Source organism: Nostoc sp. NMS2 (genome assembly GCF_017115105.1).
Lineage (GTDB): Bacteria > Cyanobacteriota > Cyanobacteriia > Cyanobacteriales > Nostocaceae > Nostoc.
In genome coordinates this window covers 1-18417 of sequence record NZ_JABXKH010000158.1, presented here as the reverse complement: position 1 = coordinate 18417, position 18417 = coordinate 1, and the positions used below count along the sequence as shown (strand labels likewise).

Sequence of the window (18417 nt, the reverse complement as noted above, 5' to 3'; positions counted from 1 at the left end):
AGGATGCGCGAAGCGCTGTAGTGAAGCAAGTGGCGTGGATTTAGGGGGATCTAGAACTTTTGATACCGATAAGGAGACTTTTAAAACATCCTCTTAGAATAGGGCTGGAGCCGCTTATACTAATTCTATGTGAGATTCTGGTAGGAGCAATTCATGAATTGCCCCTACAAGTTAATAAATAAATATTTACATTTTAAAATCACTATTAATAACACGTAAGCTATAATCAAACAATTTATAATCTTACATTTATATTAATGAATAGTCATTTCCTAGATGGACATTATCAAATACTAAAAGTTCTCAATGATGGTGAAAAGGCAAAAACCTATCTAGTTGAAGATGTTAATCTCCCTGGCAACCAATTTATAGTAAAGCAGTTAAGTTCTCATAGTAGTAATCCTCAAACTTTAACAATCCTCAGTCGCTTATTTACCAGTAAAGTAGAAACTTTAGAAAAATTAGGACAGGAACAAGATAAAATTCAAAAGCTAATTGCTTATTTTGAAGAAAATGAAGAATTTTATATAGTTAAAGAATTCATCTCTGGTAATCCTTTAACTGACGAAATTATTCAGGGACAACCTCTGAGGGAAGACCAAGTAATTAGTCTTTTATCAGAAATATTAGAGATTTTGGTTATTTTACATAGCTTAGGTGTAATCCACCGGAATATTAAACCAGCAAATATTATTCGCAGGGAGTCAGATAAAAAGTTAGTTTTGGTTGATGTTAGTAATTTTAATGAAAGCAGCAATAATAATGCTGAAAATCCCGAATATATGCCTATAGAACAAGTTAACGGCAACGTTAAATATAACAGTGATATATATGCTTTAGGTATAGTTGCGATCGCAGCACTTCTAGGTTTACCTGAAAACGAAATATCTAATTTGCGAAATCAGAAAAATAAACTGACGGGTGAAATAGTTTGGCGTAATAAAAATATAAAAGTTAACAAAGAATTAGCAAAAATTATTAATAAAATGGTGCGTTTTGATTATCGTAAGCGTTACCAGTATGCAACTGAAGTTTTAGACGACTTGAAAAAGATAACAAATGTTGAAGTTCAGCAAAAACAGCCTGATAAAAAATTATTAATAGTTTTGACTGGCATAGCTGGCTTAATCATACTTGGTGTAGGAGTGTGGTTTTTGCATTCGCTAAAACCTATAAGTGATGCTCAAAAAGAATTATATCAAGAAGGACTAAATAAATATGATGCAGGAAATTATGAAGGAGCAGTTGAAGATTTCAATCACGTTATTGAATTAGATCAGAAAAATGCTTTAGCTTATAATAAGCGAGGCGATGCTTATTATCGCTTAGGAGACTATGAGCAAGCACAAGCAGACTCTAGTCAGGCCATTTTACTCAATCCTCAAGATGGTAATGCCTATTTTGACCGAGGATTTGCTTTTTCGGAATTAGGCAAATACAAAGAAGCGATCGCAGACTATACCCAAGCAATTAAGTTAAACTCTAATGATGCATACCCTTACTATGGACGAGGGTTAGCCCGTGTTCAATTGAAAGATCATAAAGGGGCAATTGGAGATTTTAGTAAAGCGATTGCCCTCAAGCCTCAGTATACCGAAGCCTACTTACAGCGAGGGATTATCCGCCGTCGCCTCAAACTCAAGCAAGGGGCAATTGAAGATTTTGATACAGTAATTAAGATTAATCCTAGTGATGCCAAAGCTTATTATCAAAGGGCTTTAACTCAATCTATTAATAAACAACAATATGCAGCCATTAAAGATTATACAGATGCAATTAACATTAATCCAAAATATATAGAAGCATATCTTAATCGAGGTGATGTTTTCAGCGATCTGGGAAATAAAGTCGAAGCTACTGAAGATTACAATAGTATTTTACAGATTGATCCTAAATTTATTGCCGCTTATATTCACAGAGGTATTCACCGCTTTTCTTTCGGAGATTATAAAGGCGCTATTGAAGATTATACCGAAGCTCTGAAACTAGACACTAATAATATAGCAGCTTACAACAATCGTGGTAACGCTTATCTTGAACTGGGAAATAAAAAAGCTGCCAATCAGGATTATTCACAAGCGATCGCAATTAATGCTAACAATGCCTTAGCCTATTATAATCGGGGTGTGATTCGCACCAAGCAGAAAAATAAACAGGGTGCGATCGCAGATTTTAAAAAAGCTGCAAAACTATTCCAACGGCAGGGGGAAAAAGATAGTTATCAAGATGCACTGAGAGAAATTGCAATTCTGCAAAATAATTCAGCACCAGCGAAAAGTTCTCGTCCTAAATCGGGGAAAATGGAAAAAAACTGACCTATGACTCAATACAGTCATACCATTTTATGATGTTCCCTTTTATACTATTAACCTAATATGTCCTAATACAGGCTTTATCCTTCCTAACGCTCTTTTATGACTCTCGTCGGATAAAAATCATCCACTTTTATTTTTAAGGACTTTGATGAATTTAGGTGTAGGTTGGGTTGAGGAACGAAACCCAACACCAAAAATCCCTGGTTTTGTTGGGTTTCACTAAAGTTCAACCCAACCTACGAATATTTTATTTTTTCGGAGTAATAAAAGAGGGCTAATCCTCCTGAGATTTCATGTAGGGGCAATTCGTGAATTGCCCCTACATCCGTAAATCCTATTTAAAAAGGAGGAGATTAAACCCTCTTTATTAACGAGAGTTTGGGGGAGCTTCCGAGGTAAAATATCACTGTAATCTATTCACCCTCGGAAATCATAGGCTTTGACATTTTATATGTCGTTGTAGTCAAATAAATTATCGCTCAACATGAGTCACCGTATTTTCTCACGACTCAATTAGGATGGCTATATGCTAATTCTTCTCACTTTTTATCCAGATAACCTGGAAATATTTACTCATAGAGATGTCGATACGGTACTAAAAAGAATTGATGCTTCTCAGAATATTTGGTTGCGCTGTGTTCACTTCCGCGATCGCACTGGAACGGCTAAAATTATCAAGCACTTTGAACTCAATCCATCTCGTGTTAACATGATTTTCAATCATTCCCCTTTAGGAATTGATGAAGACGTAGAAGATTGTTTATTTGACAGTTATGAAATTCTAACTGCTCAAATAAAAAATCATGAATTTGAAGTTGCACGTGGCAATATTGTAGTTGGAAATAATTTTATCATCACATTTGAAATCACCGAGCTAAAAGTCTTAAGCATTCTAGCTAATAACTTGCAAAAGCGCCATTTAGATATAAAAAAGTGGGGTATCGACTATCTTTTTTATCTCATTTTTAAAGAGATTTTGAATAATTATCATACCGTATTTGAATATATTTCTAGAAAGCTTGATGATTTAGAAGATGAAGTTTTAGATGATTCTGGTGATGAATCAACGTACCAAAGAATTGCTACCATGAGGCAATCTACTCGCTCAGGACGGCGTAATTTTCAAAGCATTAAGTCACTTATGGCTATTATGGATTACGAAGATTTCCAATGGATCACCCAGCCAGTAAAAGAACTATTCCAAGAAGAATTGGTTCATCAAGTTGATAAATTATGGCAAGAATATCAAGCTTTGAGAGCCTGGATGTCAGAATTAATGGAAATTCAACGCGATAATATTGCTAGCAAAACTGGTGAACGAATTAATCGTCTGACTATCCTATCGACCATATTCTTACCAATAACTTTTATGTCTGGTTTCTATGGTATGAACTTCAAATATATGCCGGAATTAGAGCAACCTTGGGCTTATCCTGTGGTGATCTGTATGATGGCGTTAATTGTGATTGGTAGTATTGCTTATGCTAAAAAACAACGTTGGTTGTAACATCAAGTTACGAATAAAAAGATCCCCGACTTCTTCAAGAAGTCGGGGATCTGAGTCTGTCGGTGGAAAGCAAATAAGATTACTATATATATTTTCAATAAGTAGACTGCATTAACCCTAAATCGGTAAATAAACGTGAATCTCCCATTGATTATTCGTGCTGAAGAACACAGCGAGAAAATAGCTATCGCTACGACGGATGGATCATTTACCTATCGGGATTTGCTCCACACTTCTAGTCAAATAGCAACAAATCTTCTTCAGAATTCAGAAGATTTACAAGAGGAGAGAGTCGCCTTTCTCATTGCACCTGGATTTGAGTATGTAGCGACTCAATGGGGAATTTGGCGGGCTGGTGGAATGGCTGTACCTCTGTGTGTTTCCCATCCGCGCCCAGAATTGGAGTATGTAATTACTAATTCTGGAGCATCGATTATTGTTGCTCATCCTAATTTTGAAGGTATACTGCGATCGCTCGCCGAAGAATACAATTTGCGATTTATCCTCACCTCAGAAACGCTCCCATCTAATATTGCTCGTCTCCCAGAGGTAGATATCACTAGACGCGCCTTAATTCTCTACACTAGTGGTACAACGGGTAAACCCAAGGGTGTAGTTACAACTCATCAAAATATTCAAGCGCAAGTGACTAGCTTAATTACTGCTTGGGAATGGACATCTAACGATTTTCCTGGGGAGACGCGGCGCGAACGCATTTTACATATATTGCCACTACATCATATTCATGGAATTATTAACGTACTGACTTGTGCTTTATGGGCTGGCGCGGAGTGCCATATATTGAGCAAGTTTGATGCCGAAACCGTTTGGAGGCGAATTTGTGACGGTGACTTAACCCTATTTATGGCAGTACCAACGATTTATGTAAAGCTCATTACTGCTTGGGAAAATGCCTCTAGGGAACGTCAAAAAACCATGTCAGAAGGCTGTGGTAAAATGCGTCTGATGGTTTCCGGCTCGGCAGCGTTACCAGTTCAAGTTTTAGAAAAGTGGCAGAGTATTAGCGGCCATTTTCTGCTGGAGCGATATGGGATGACAGAAATTGGGATGGCGCTATCGAACCCTTTACACGGTGAACGGTTGGCTGGATATGTAGGAAAGCCTTTGCCTGAAGTTGAAGTGAGATTAGTAAATGAGAACGGAGAGTTAGTCCCAGTAGGAACACCAGGAGAGATCCAAGTCAAAGGGCCCGGAGTGTTTCTCGAATATTGGCAAAACCCTGAAGCAACCGCCAAAGCCTTCCAAGATGGCTGGTTTTGTACTGGAGATACCGCCGTAGTTGAGAACGGCAAATACCGGATTCTGGGACGGATGAGTGTGGATATTATCAAAACCGGAGGGTATAAAGTTTCAGCTTTGGAAATTGAAGAAGTATTGCGATCGCATCCAGATATTCAAGAATGTGCAGTGGTTGGGGTTGCAGATATAGAGTGGGGTGAACGGGTTTGTGCTGCATTAGTATTGCAAGGGTTACAACCTTTGACATTAGAATCTTTTAGGAGTTGGGCAAAAGAGCGATTGGCTGTCTATAAAGTGCCAACCCAAATTTTGATAGTTGAAGAATTACCGCGCAACGCTATGGGGAAAGTGACTAAGCCGACAGTGGTTGAGTTATTTTGCTGATAGCGATCGTAAATTTAGACTTCGTAGCGACTGTCTTGAATGTCAAGTGCGATCATTAACGCAGGTGCTTCGTCAAATTGGCTGATAGGAGCAGGTTTCATGTCGCGGTAGTCCAGCAGTTGGACTAACATTAGGTAGGCGATCGCTAAAATGACAGAAATCGCATCTGTAAACAGTTATAGAATTTTAAGTAGGAATTAAATTGCAAAACCGTATGCCAGAGTCTCAAACTATTGAAGCAATATATGAAGATGGAGTTTTACGTCCACTGCAAACACTAACAGGTGTGGCAGAACATAGCAAAGTTAAGATCATAATTGAGTACCAAGAGACTCCAACCCATCCACTGTTACAGTTTGCAGGCATTATCAGCAACGAAGAAGCTGCACAATTGCAAGCTGTGATTCATCAGGAATTTGAGCAAATTGACTCCAATGGCTGGTGAAACGGCTCTGGACACGTCCGTTGCTATTCGCTATCTCAACGGTGATGCGATCGTAGTTGGAAGGGTCATAGCCTTGCCAACAATCGTCCTGCCATTACCTGTTGTTCTGACTTTTCACGTCATGTGGAAAATACTACGAAAAACCTAACCCCCTAACCCCCAACCCGACGCGGGAAGGGGGAAAATTCAAAGTCTCTCTCCTTTTAGGAGAGAGATTTAGAGAGAGGTTTTCCAGATACCGTGAAAAGTCAGACCTGTTGTTGCGGAACTGTTATTTGGAGCAGAAAATTCTGCCCGTTCCTTGCAAAACTTGACTCGCTATTTACAGTTTATTGAGGCTTGTGCTGTAGTGCCAATGGGACGAGAAACTGCCACTTTCTACGCCCAAACACGCCTTACCTTAAAGCGCAAAGGCAGACCGATTCCAGAAAATGACATTTGGATTGCAGCCCAATGTCTGGAACGTGGCTGGAGATTAGCCACAAATGATCAGCATTTTAGTTATGTAGATAATCTCATAGTCGAACAGTGGTAATTAGTAAGTGTAGTTTAACAATGACCTTCTGAGGCTCGAAGTTGACCTTCTGAAGCTCGAAATTGACCTTCAGAGGCTCGAAGTTGACCTTCAGAGGCTCGAAGTTGACCTTCAGAGACTCAACTAACAAATATATCTAACCATTCCTGAATTTACAGAGGTGAGCGTGTAGTAAAATTTGCTCACCTTCGTAAAGTGGAACATGGCTTTAGACTTCTCCGGTCAAAATCTCCGAGGACGCAACTTCAAAGGACAAGACCTTGCGGGTGCAAACTTTAGCTATGCCGACATCCGAGGGGCAAACTTCACCAATGCTAATTTAACAGGTGCAAACTTCAGTCATGTCAAAGCTGGACTGCAACGCCGTTGGGCAACTTTCCTAGTCCTTGTCTCGTTCTTATTGTCGGGAGTGTCAGGATATTTATGGGCTGTCAACGGTTATTTTGTATCACTAATATTTAATTCCAGCTTAGGGAATCAAGTTATTGGCTGGGTTGCTTTAATCGTATTAATTGCCTTTTTCTTCATCACAATTCGCCAAGGAATAACAGCTGGTTTAGGAGCCGGAGCCTTCGTCTTTGCCGTAGCCGGAGCCTTCGCCGTAGCTGGAGCCGTAGCCGTAATCTTAGCCTTAGCCGGAGCCGTAGCTGTAGCCGGAGCCGGAGCCGGAGCCATAGCCGGAGTCGTAGCCTTTGCCTTCGCCTTTGCCGTAGCTGGAGCCTTTGCCTTCGCCTTTGCCGTAGCAGGAGTCTTTGCCGTAGCCTTTGCCGTAGCCTTTGCCGTAGCCGGAGCCTTTGCCGTAGCCGGAGCCGTAGCCGGAACGTTATTTAGTATTTACATCAGCTGGCGAGCCATGAAAGGAGATCAAAAACACTCCTTAATTCGCAATATTACGATCGCTTTTGCTGCAACAGGAGGTACAAGTTTTCGTGGTGCTAATTTAACCAATGCTGATTTCACCCAAGCCATACTCAAAAGTACAGATTTCCGAAACACTATTCTTATTTGTAGCCGTTGGCATCAAGCCAAAATGCTTGACCGTGTTCGTCCTGGCTCAACTTATCTGCAAAACTCACAAGTACGGCAACTGCTAGTTACAGGACAGGGAGAAGACACAAACTTTGACCGTCAAAACCTACGAGGTATCAACTTACAAGCAGCAAACTTAGCTGATACCAGCTTTATCGGCGCTGACCTCAGTGAAGCAAACTTGCAAGATGCCGATTTGTCAAGAGCAAAGCTCAAACAAACGCAACTAGACGCAACCGATTTAACAGGTGCAATCCTCACCGGCGCGTATATTGAAGATTGGGGGATTACAAATACAACTAAATTGCATGGAGTAAGGTGTGAATATGTCTTCATGCGCTTACCCACAAAAGAAGACCCCGACCCGCTCCGCAAACCTGATAATAAACAAGAGGAATTTGCAGACGGCGACTTTGCCGACTTTATCAAACCAATTTTTGACACCCTCGACCTTTACCATAATCAAGGCGTTGACCCTCGCGCGATCGCTATTGCCTTGAAAAACCTCGCTGAAAACCATCCCGAAGCTGAGTTAGAAATCGTGGCAATGGAGAAACGCGGCGATGATAAAATCTTACTCAGAGCCAAAACTGCCGCAGGTAGCGATAAATCTCAACTGAGTGCAGAATATTTTGATGATTATAATCAATTCAAAGCCTTATCGCAGAGTCAGCAATTATTGCTTGTAGAAAAAAGCGATGCCTGCGGCGGGCTACGCCTACGCATTCGTAATTTAGAAAATATGATCACAACTGCACTTGGGCAGCCGAATTTTTATACACAAGGAAGTACCATCATGTCAGATATCAGTGGCATCAATATTCAAGGCAGCAGTAATGTTAGCGGTATCGCTGGCAATAATTCTATTGCTAATCTAGGAACCATTAGCGGTAACGTGAGTATTGCCCTGAATCAGTTGCCTAATGCAACCGATGCCGATAAACCAGGCATTAAAGAATTGTTAACGCAGTTGCACCAGGTAATTTCAGACTCCTCAGATTTACCAGAAACAGACAAAGCTGATGCATTGTTACAGGTAGAAGCTTTAGCAGAAGCAGGTAAAAGTCCCCAAGAATCGACGAAGCAAAAAACGGCAAAAAATGCAATCATCATGTTGAAAGGTCTATTTTCCGGTTTACCTGCGATCGCATCCCTAGTTGAAGCAACTAATAAATTATTACCTGCAATTTCTAAATTATTCGGTTTGGGATAATTTATCGCTTTACGGATAACAGTGATATGAGTAACTTAGTTTTTCTACCTGCTCATCAACTTGCTCAGATGATTTGCGATCGCCAAGTCTCTGCTGTCGAAGTGTTTGATGCTTACCTGACGCAGATTTATAAACACAACTCAAAGCTGAATGCGATTTGCACCTTAGACGAAGACAATGCTCGTACTAGAGCAAAGCTTGCGGATGAAGCTCTAGCCAGAGGAGAATACTGGGGCGCTCTGCACGGTGTCCCTGTGACGCTCAAAGACATTTTTGAAACAGTAGGATTACGTACCACAGCAGGTTACATTCCGCTTAAAGACTACATTCCTCAACAGGATGCCACCGTTGTCGCAAGGTTGCGGGCAGCAGGAGCCGTGATTCTGGGAAAAACGAACATGGCAGAACTGGCTGGTGATTTTCAAAGTACAAATTCTCTGTTTCCACGGGTAAATAATCCCTGGAATCTTGACTATACAGCAGGTGGCAGTTCTGGAGGCAGTGCTGCTGCTGTTGCAGCCGGACTTTCAACATTAGATATAGGCAACGATCTTGCGGGTTCCGTGCGCCAGCCTGCAACTTTCTGTGGTGTGTATGGCTTAAAGCCAACAGATCGCCGGATTTCTACCGCCGGAAGTATCCCTGAAGTACCGGGAATGCCACTATGCTTGCGACAAATGTTGACGATTGGCTGTTTTGCGCGATCGCTCGAAGATATTCGCCTTTGTTTCTCGCTGATCGCTGGTGCGGATCTACGTCGCCCAGATGTGCCACCGATTCCTCTTGATACGCCATCAGGCAAGTCTTTGCAGGATCTGAAAATTGCTTGGATTGATGAATGGGTGGAAGTTCCCGTTGCTGCGGAAATTCGAGCCGCAGTCCAGACAGCCGTGCAAAAACTTGCTCAAGCAGGTACTCATGTTGAACGCTGGCTTCCCAAAGACTTTGATTTATCGATAGTGTGGAACCTCTGCGGGCGGATGGAAGCATACATCAACAACTATGCCCAACCCAAGGATCGTTATAATGTGATCCGCAGCTTAGAATTACTCTTTCGCACGGCAACTCAAGGCGACAAAAAACTCCGAAAATTGGGGAATTTCAGCAGCTTTCTGCCAGAACTTTTGAATCCCAGCCTCAGAGGATATTTTGAGACCCTCACCGAGCGCGATCGCTTCATTTCCCAGATGGATGAAGCCTTAGAAGCATGGGATGTATGGCTCACTCCTGTGACAGCAACTCCTGCATTTACTCATTGTCCGGCTTGGAGTGCTATTGATATTGAGGGCAAATCCTATCCTCATGCGGTGGCAAACGGAGCTTACACCATGCCATTTAATCTCAGTGGTCATCCGGCGGTGGTGATTCCCATAGGGCAAACTCACAATGGCTTACCGATCGGGATGCAGATTGTGGGCAAGCGATGGCGCGAAATGGAGTTGTTAGCGATCGCTCAAGAACTTGACAAAGTGGTTGGTGATTTCCACCATCCATTAGGCTATTGAGGAATGGCAGCAATTAAACTTCACCGTTATAACCCAATACGCTTGGGTTTCTTTCCTCAACCCAACCTACGCAGTTTATGGTTTTTGACTTCGGATAACATGAGAAAGTTAACAGCTTAATACCAGATGAGCGAAACTGTTTACACAGTTTACGGATTGGACTATCTGTTAACGTGGAACTCTAAGCATATTGCCAATGCTCAAATCCAGAAGAAGCTAGCCCAAATCAGTCTTGACGCCGGATACGAGTTGCCAACCCTTTGTACACCCTACGAACCAATGGGAGAGTAGATATGTGGAAAGATGAAATTCTTGAAGAGATTTATAGAATTAGAGAAGAACATGCAAAGGCTTTCAACTACGATTTACAAACAATTTGTGATGATTTGCGACAAAAACAAGCTGTAAGTAATCGGCAGATCATTTCACAGCCACTCAAACAACCCAGTCCGCGCCATAGCAAATCGCTGCACCCAACTAGCTAAAAGTTATCTGTTGAGCGTTACGGACGGTAGATATACGCTGATGCTGAGTTACATTTTATCTGCCGCCCGTAAAGCTAGCCGTTAGACTACCAACCCTCATTATATCGAAGGGTTTAAGTAGTCGAAAAGCGATCGCCACTAACTAATTTCTCACCCCTTCGGTATCTTAGCAAAAAATTGTAGGTTGGGTTGAGGCAATGCGTTACCCAACACTCTTATCCATGTTGGGTTTCACTTCGTTCAACCCAACCTACGTCTAATGCACAAATTTAGGCTTGACACGTCACTAGAAGATAAGTAAAATTCAAAAAACTTAAAATCGCTATGAGTCTTTTTTGTCTAGTTCATGGCGCTTTCCAAGGCGCTTGGTGTTGGGATTTGTTAATTCCTTATTTAGAAGCGCAAGGTCACAAAACAGTAGCAATGGATTTGCCAATTGAAGATGCGTCTGCAAGTTTATCGCAATTTGCAGATGTAGTATTGCAAGCGCTTCCACAAACTGATGATGATATTGTGCTGGTTGGTCACTCAATGGCTGGTACTGTTATTCCCCTTGTTGCCCAAGCGCGTCAAGTACGTCAACTAGTATTCCTTACCGCGCTTATTCCATACCCAGGAACCAGTACACTTGACCAATTTTCTCATCATCTTGATTCTGATAGCCTCAAATCATTAAATTACGAACCAAAAGAGTCAGGTAAACTCGAACAATTTGATGATGAACCTTATATATTTAATTCAATTTCTGCTGGTAAAAACTTTTCAGATGAAGCAGTGTTGATGGAATTTTTTTATCAAGATTGTCAGCCGGATGTCATGCGCTGGGCACTATCAAAAAGACGTTTGCAGCAATCAATGGCATATATTTTTGAGGTTAATCCCCTGAATGCTTTACCAAATGTAGAGTATAAATATATTTTTTGTAGTGATGACCTGATAATCTCTCCTGCATGGTCACACTACGCTGCACGTAGGCGCTTGGGAGTTGATGCTATAGAACTGCCTGGAGGACATTGCCCACACTTGTCTCGTCCTGCTCACCTTGCCTCAGTATTAACTAATGATGTTTAAATTTGGGTGTTACTCTCCAAATGATTATCTAAAAACCCAATGTAGTCTTGATGCCGGATACGAGTTGCCAACCCTTTGTACACCCTACGAACTAATGGGAGAGTAGATATGTGGAAAGATGAAATTCTTGAAGAGATTTATAAAATTCGAGAAGAACACGCAAAGGCTTTCAACTACGACTTACAAGCAATTTGCGATGATTTGCGACAAAAGCAAGCTGCAAGTAATCGGCAGATCATTTCACAGCCACTCAAACAACCCAGTCGTCTGCATAGCAAGTCGCTTTACCCAACTAGCTAAAAGTTATCTGTTGGGTGTTGCGGTCTATCTGGGGTGATTGAGAAGGTTATGTAGCTTCAATTTGTTTGTGTGACAATAGATAATCGTAGGTTGGGTGGAACGTAGTGAAACCCAACAAACCCTCGAAAATGTTGGGTTTCGTTCCTCCACCCAACCTACGCAGTTTATGGTTTTTGACGCTAACTGAACTGTATTGCGTTATAACCAACTCACGTTAAGTTGAAAAACTCAAACAACCCAGTCACCGAAATCGCAAATGAGTTCGCCGAAATCGCAAATGAGTTCGCCGAAATAACAAATGAGTTCGCCGAAATAACAAATGAGTTCGCCTCTACCCAGTTTCTCACCCCTTCGGTATCTTAGGCGGACACCAAAAGAGGTTTTTACTAGACACCCCAAGGGATTGCAGAATTGCTCGCATTACCTCTGTGCAATACATCCAATGTCCCAAATCGTCATACATGCGATCGGGATTAAACTCCACATTGTAGTGCAGCACATTAGGAAGGTCTAAAAACTCATCATCGCTTTGAGGAGAAAGAAGCAAGAGATGAAATGGCTTTCCATGGCATTGTTTTTGCAGCTTGTTGACTAAATCTATCACACCACCGCGATCGCTAATTCCTGTACGAACAAAAAGCACTTTGTCGCAGTGCTGCAATGCGTACCAAAACCTTTCAGAACGTGCTGTGTATCGAACGCGCATCCGTTCATGGACGGGAGACATATCGCTCGTCGGGTCGTCTGTCTCCTCAACTTCATGGGCAAAGGATAGACCTGACCATTTACTATGGTAAATTCTGCCTGCATCCGGGCTGTAGTGTAGGAAAGCAGGATTCCACATATCATAAAAACCGTTTTCGATCGCATCCGCAACATCTGCAATATTAGTGGTGCGCGTTAAATCAAAGGGAAAAGCAGGGCCATCGTACTCCATTTTATATAGCATCATGCGGACGGCACAGCGATCGCCAAGGGGAAGAATAGCGACACGGCTAATATCCGATAACTGACATTTGTATTGGAAAAACACCGCAGACTTAGCTGGTGCTTTCACCCGGCTTTCTAGCCCCTCTTTGCTAATCATCATGGTGCGAAAGGGAATGTCAGGATGAAGCGGATCTTCATAAACACCCGATGGCATGGCTTTAAGTGCGTTGCAAACCTCCGTCCACATGGGTTGGATATTGTACTCGTTATCTGATTCGTTGATTATCCAGAGGTGTTGTTCGTCCGCTTGCAAAATCCCCAGATTCCCGTCATAAAACAAAACTTGTAAGTTGTTCGGCGAAAAAAGATTGAAGGCGGCGCTATATTCTAAGTCTGCACCAGGGGGAATATTTATTGTAGTTGCGATCGCGCCATCTTCTTGCACAGCGAAGAAGGGGAGTATCCCTGGCTTGACAGACTTTGCAATGTAAATACCTGGTATCAATCTTGCCCTACTTTGTAATGCAGTTTGCAATTCTTGCCAATTGGGAGCGATGGTGTAGCTGTATTGTGATGGATTAACGAACCGTAAACGCTTCTCTTCGATACAGACGGAGATATGAAAGCCAGCATTGTCAAAGTAGATGGGAAATTCATTCGGTTGCTGGAAGCGTTGTTTTTCTTTTGCCAATTCGTCTTTGTGGATGTCGAATAGGTGCTGGTCGATCTGCTTATACATAAGGCTATGACCGTTGGTGTTTGGGTGAGCCGGATCGAAGGATATCCCCGCTTTCCATCGTCCTTGTCCATCATCCACGGCTGCCAACCAATCCAATACAGTTACGTCCCAACTTAGCATCCGCTTGTGTGTGTCTCGGAGCAGCCAGTAATGTTCCAGGGAATAGTCACCATTGGGATAGACACCGCCCAGAATCGGAATTGCGCCGATGTCTCGCGTCATTTTCACCAGCTGCTGCAAGCCACTTTCAAACCGTCGCTGTACTGCCCGCCGTTCGTGAGGGGGGGAATAAGCTAACCCTTCGTTGCCCAGAGAAAGGGCAATAATCACGATATCTGGTTGTTCTGGGATGACAACTGAGCCAAATCGAGCGATCGTTCTGCTGACATTTGCCCCCACCTCTGACACATTCACGAGTTGATGCCCATATTTTTGCTCTAAAGCCTGTGCTAACAACCAGACCCAACCTTTCAAAAACCAGGCTTTATGACCTAATGCGACGGAACTGCCAATGACCACAATTTTGAGTCTCTCAGCCCTTTCTTCCACTGGCATCTTGACAGTTGATTTTTCAATGTATCCAAAAGGGTAAGGCTGTAAATAACCGAATACACCATCATCCACAATAATTGTGTTGGAACGATCCTTAGAATCAATCGGTATCCATCGGTTTGTATCTAGTAAGCTTTCCCATCGGTTGCCGTTGGCATCGAGTAGCACGTACTTGTATTCAACTCTCTGTTGACCGCCTGACTCTTGAATGTCAATATCTGTCCACCATGAAGGATAGCGATCACCACTTGTACGCAAGTAGACACATTTTTTGATGTCCCACAGTCCCAACTCTGGAGTGGAACCGACCAGACCGATGGATTCACCCGTTTGCGTGTATGCACTGATCTGGAATCGATACATAGAGTTTATCCTGTTTTCGTGAGTCCGATACCAAACAGTCAGGCTGAAATATTTAAATCTACTTTGACAATATCACATAGAATTTTTAAGAATCCGGTATGAATATTGTTAAGTATACTGAAGCTCTGGCTGAAATCACCCAAAGTTACCAGCAGTAAAGCTTTTTAACGATTAAGTCGAATTTTTATACAAGATTTTATACTTATTAAGTAGAATATATTGTATTAAAAGTCTTTGCACAACTAAGAACAAATCAACAAAAGGATAAGATTAAGTTAAATTTTTCCTTTAATAGCACTGAAATACGCCAGTACTTAGTAGGGAATATCTATTCCACTTAACCAAGACATGAAAAATCCAGTTCAATTAAAAAGTTTCCTGCTTTTTTTGATAGTGAGTATCGCTCTAAGCGGTTGCAGTCCAGAGAGGAGGGCGGTATTACGACTGACAGCACTGAACTTTAAGAATCAGGCAAGTGATGCAATTGAATCTGTCAAAACTATCTATCAACTCAATCCTCTACCGCGCTCAACTGTTGAACTACGGCGAAGACTGGTAAAAAGACTCTTAAGCGATCGCAATATAGACTTTGCTGATATAGACAAAATATCGAATATAATTGAAAACCAACTTCAGACAAATACCCGGCCAAGTCCTGTTAATAACGTTCTCAACGATCTCAAGCAAGAATATATCGTAGCAGGCGAGACTTTTAACAATATTGAACAAGCAGGGTTATTAGGCACTGAAGCGGGTGCAGTTACTAGAGCGGCTGAACCTTCTAGGCGATTAACTGTCAAAATGCTACTTCTAGCTGAACTGATTGCTCAAGATCCACCCTCACCGAAAAATCCAGATCGAGTTGTGATTCTTTTTCGGTTTAGCAAGCTCAGAACGCAATTTCAAAATGCGACTTCTGAGGCAGATAAAACACAAATATTCAATCAGTCTGAGCAAGTTTTAGATGAGTTACTCAGCATCAATATAGAAGATAAAAAAATGATTTGTCAAGCTAGAGCGAAACTTTTACTGACAGCCGATACAGGAGCAAAGCTTTCTCAAGTCATCGAAAAATACAACGATGTAAGCTTTGATGAAGTTGTTGCAAAAATCACCACAATTTTAGGAATAGCTTCTAGTTTTGGGTCGGATATTACTGCTGTAAATGTAAGGATTAAAGAGATTCAAACAGCAATTCAGGAAGATTCCATCTTGAACGATATGTTAAACAAACAAAGACAGAATCTCCCGCCTGCAACTTCTGATTCTCAACCTCTCGAATGTTCATCGTAAGGAGATAGTTTAAAATGATTACATCAACTAGCCTCAACAAAATTAAAGAACAGATCAAACAGATTATTGATAGCATTGATTCGATAGCAAATCTATCTCCTGGTAAACCTATCGACCTGCAAGTTTTTCAACAATCAGAAAAAAGTCTAAAAAGCATCCTTTTTAGATTACAATTTGCACTTTTGCAAGCAGAAGAAGAAGAGAATTGGGAACTTATTGATATCCTCTCTGAAGCTATTGAACAATGTCAGGATGCACTAAGAGCAGTGACAGCCGCTCTGTTCACACAAGTTTTGATGCGTCCAGATCACAACCAAATTATTGCCGATCTGCAAAATATCAAACGAGATATTGATGCTGCAATTCAAGCAGAGAAAGTGTTGAATTTCTTTATTAGCTTGGCTCATGTGGTGATTAGATTTGCAGGAGTATGAAATTGCTTGAATTATTGAGATCAGGAAATATTAATATCGATCTGTGCGATTTTCATGTATGAATATATACTTGGTCACTAGTAACCCACCTTTAACACAAAAAGCTGGAGGGTTGAATTGAGCGATCGCTATTATTAATCTATGTTATTCTCAAATACTTAACTGAAATGTGCCTGAACATGAGCATCAGAAAAACATAAATAAATACTAATATCTTTATAGTTATATATAAATTAATAGTTAAATAATCTTAGGAGAAATAAAAATACCTGGATCTACATCGGCATTGGTACTTGCTGGATAGACTGATGCAGATCCTCTTTAAACCTAGAATAACAATTGGGAATTGGGAATTGGGCATGAAGAAGAGACAAGGGAGACAAGGAAGAGGGGGGAGACAAGGAAGAGACTATTCAATAATTCCCCCTTGTCCCCCTTGTCTCCCTCATCTCCCTCATCCCCCTCATCTCCCTCATCTCCCCCTGCCCCCTGCTCCCCTGCCCCTGCTCCCCACTCCCCACTCCCCACTCCCCCTCGCTTCACACATTCACTGGAAAGCAACTCAATGGTTTTTTTATTACCTGATGTCAAGTTTGATCTAGATCTGATTCAAAAGTACGACACTCGCGCACCTAGATATACCAGTTACCCGCCCGCTACAGAGTTAAGCGAAACATTCACTGAAACTGATTTTAAGGCCGCGATCGCAGCATCTAATCAACGCCAAACTCCTATGAGTTTGTATTTTCACATTCCCTTTTGCCAAAGTGCTTGCTATTTCTGCGGCTGTAACACAGTAATTTCCAACAACAAGAATATTGCTAAACCTTATGTAGAGTCTTTGGTTCAAGATATCAAAAACACCGCAGCTTTAATCGATCCAGACAGAAAAGTGTTGCAAATCCACTGGGGGGGCGGTACTCCTAATTACTTGGATCATCACCAAGTAGAATTTTTATGGAAAAATATCAATCGCTATTTCAACATCGATCCACAAGCAGAAATTTCAATTGAAATTAATCCCCGCTATATCGATAAAAACTACATTTTCTTTCTCAGAGAGATTGGATTTAACCGCATTAGTTTCGGCATTCAGGATTTTAATAGCCAAGTTCAAGTAGCTGTAAATCGTGTTCAGCCAGAAGAAATGCTCTTTGATGTCATGAGTTGGGTTAAAGAAGCTAAGTTTGAGAGTGTGAATGTAGACCTAATTTATGGTTTACCCTATCAAACCCGCGAGACATTTCAAGAAACGGTGAAAAAGACAATTGAACTAGATCCTGACCGAATTGTTGTCTTTAACTTCGCCTATGTACCGTGGCTTAAACCAACACAAAAAAATATTCCTCAAGAGGCGTTACCACCAGCCGAAGAAAAGTTAGATATTCTGAAAATGACTATTGAAGAATTAACGAATAACCAATATCTATTTATTGGGATGGATCACTTTGCAAAAACTAATGACGAACTAGCGATCGCTCAACGCAATGGCACTCTAAAGCGCAATTTCCAGGGCTACACTACCCACGCGGAGACAGAATTATTTGGCTTTGGTTCTACATCCATCAGTATGCTAGAAGATGCTTATGCTCAAAATCACAAGGAATTAAAGGATTATTATCAGACAATTGCATCAGGTAATTTACCTGTTAGCAAAGGTGTCAAGCTTAGTCAAAATGATATTATCAGAAGGGATGTAATCATGGGTATTATGTCTCACTTCCAGTTGCATAAACAAGATATTGAAAACAAATATCAGATCAACTTTGATGAATATTTCTCTGAGGAATTAGAGGCGTTAAAACCACTAGAAGCTGATGGTCTAGTCAGTTTATCAAAAAATCAGATCCAGATTACAGACATCGGGAGATTACTAGTCAGAAATATTGCCGTTATATTTGATACTCACACAAAAATGCGAGAGACAAAATTCTCTCGTGCTATTTAAACCAGTCGTTGTTCCTTCCTAACGCTCCAATTATCAGGTAAAAATGTATGCCAAGATTAAATAATTCGTAATTCGTAATTCGTAATTCGTAATTAAGTTTTGTGACGGG

General features: G+C 41.3%; 15 protein-coding genes and 1 pseudogene. 15 read left to right on the top strand and 1 reads right to left on the bottom strand.

What is annotated here, in order from left to right:
* Positions 1-257: 257 nt before the first annotated feature.
* The 12 genes and pseudogenes from HWQ36_RS28530 (at position 258) to HWQ36_RS28470 (ending at position 12049) form a co-directional block, all read left to right on the top strand.
* Entirely contained in the window at positions 258-2315 is a 2058-nt protein-coding gene (locus HWQ36_RS28530; protein ID WP_292709106.1) for a tetratricopeptide repeat protein, read from the top strand.
* Positions 2316-2841: 526 nt separating this feature from the next.
* Positions 2842-3822 (top strand): CorA family divalent cation transporter, encoded by a 981-nt coding sequence (locus HWQ36_RS28525; protein ID WP_292709104.1) that lies wholly within the window; start codon positions 2842-2844, stop codon positions 3820-3822.
* Between the two features lie 135 nt (positions 3823-3957).
* Positions 3958-5466 carry an acyl-CoA synthetase gene (locus HWQ36_RS28520; protein WP_292709102.1) on the top strand — a complete coding sequence of 503 codons (1509 nt, stop codon included), beginning with the start codon at positions 3958-3960 and terminating at the stop codon, positions 5464-5466.
* 202 nt (positions 5467-5668) lie between these two features.
* Positions 5669-5911, top strand: a complete 243-nt coding sequence (locus HWQ36_RS28510) for an antitoxin family protein (RefSeq protein WP_292709100.1) — start codon at positions 5669-5671, stop codon at positions 5909-5911.
* Positions 5883-6059, top strand: a complete 177-nt coding sequence (locus tag HWQ36_RS28505) for a hypothetical protein (protein ID WP_292709099.1) — start codon at positions 5883-5885, stop codon at positions 6057-6059. The genes HWQ36_RS28510 and HWQ36_RS28505 overlap by 29 nt, the downstream gene beginning before the upstream one ends.
* 162 nt (positions 6060-6221) lie before the next feature.
* Positions 6222-6446 carry a PIN domain-containing protein gene (locus HWQ36_RS28500; protein ID WP_292709097.1) on the top strand — a complete coding sequence of 75 codons (225 nt, stop codon included), beginning with the start codon at positions 6222-6224 and terminating at the stop codon, positions 6444-6446.
* A 202-nt stretch (positions 6447-6648) separates the two neighbouring features.
* Complete coding sequence (locus HWQ36_RS28495) at positions 6649-8688, top strand: pentapeptide repeat-containing protein (protein ID WP_292709095.1); 2040 nt, start codon at positions 6649-6651, stop codon at positions 8686-8688.
* Positions 8689-8714: 26 nt separating this feature from the next.
* Positions 8715-10193, top strand: coding sequence for an amidase (locus HWQ36_RS28490; RefSeq protein WP_292709093.1), 1479 nt, complete (start codon positions 8715-8717; stop codon positions 10191-10193).
* Between the two features lie 144 nt (positions 10194-10337).
* Positions 10338-10484 (top strand): annotated as a pseudogene (locus tag HWQ36_RS28485) (DNA-binding protein); the annotation flags it as partial.
* Between the two features lie 2 nt (positions 10485-10486).
* Positions 10487-10678, top strand: a complete 192-nt coding sequence (locus HWQ36_RS28480; protein WP_292709090.1) for a hypothetical protein — start codon at positions 10487-10489, stop codon at positions 10676-10678.
* 324 nt (positions 10679-11002) lie between these two features.
* Positions 11003-11749, top strand: coding sequence for an alpha/beta hydrolase (locus tag HWQ36_RS28475; protein WP_292709088.1), 747 nt, complete (start codon positions 11003-11005; stop codon positions 11747-11749).
* A gap of 108 nt (positions 11750-11857) precedes the next feature.
* Positions 11858-12049, top strand: a complete 192-nt coding sequence (locus HWQ36_RS28470) for a hypothetical protein (RefSeq protein ID WP_292709077.1) — start codon at positions 11858-11860, stop codon at positions 12047-12049.
* Positions 12050-12392: 343 nt separating this feature from the next.
* Here HWQ36_RS28470 and HWQ36_RS28465 read toward each other — a convergent pair whose 3' ends face one another.
* Complete coding sequence (locus HWQ36_RS28465; protein ID WP_292709075.1) at positions 12393-14633, bottom strand: DUF1796 family putative cysteine peptidase; 2241 nt, start codon at positions 14631-14633, stop codon at positions 12393-12395.
* A gap of 348 nt (positions 14634-14981) precedes the next feature.
* Between HWQ36_RS28465 and HWQ36_RS28460 the strand changes: the two genes are divergently transcribed.
* From HWQ36_RS28460 to hemN, 3 genes are all read left to right on the top strand, one after another.
* Positions 14982-15926: a hypothetical protein gene (locus HWQ36_RS28460; RefSeq protein ID WP_292709073.1), complete on the top strand. Its 945-nt coding sequence runs from the start codon at positions 14982-14984 to the stop codon at positions 15924-15926.
* Positions 15927-15940: 14 nt separating this feature from the next.
* Positions 15941-16360 carry a hypothetical protein gene (locus HWQ36_RS28455; RefSeq protein WP_292709071.1) on the top strand — a complete coding sequence of 140 codons (420 nt, stop codon included), beginning with the start codon at positions 15941-15943 and terminating at the stop codon, positions 16358-16360.
* A gap of 565 nt (positions 16361-16925) precedes the next feature.
* Positions 16926-18308, top strand: a complete 1383-nt coding sequence (hemN, locus tag HWQ36_RS28450; protein WP_292709069.1) for an oxygen-independent coproporphyrinogen III oxidase — start codon at positions 16926-16928, stop codon at positions 18306-18308.
* Positions 18309-18417: the final 109 nt, after the last annotated feature.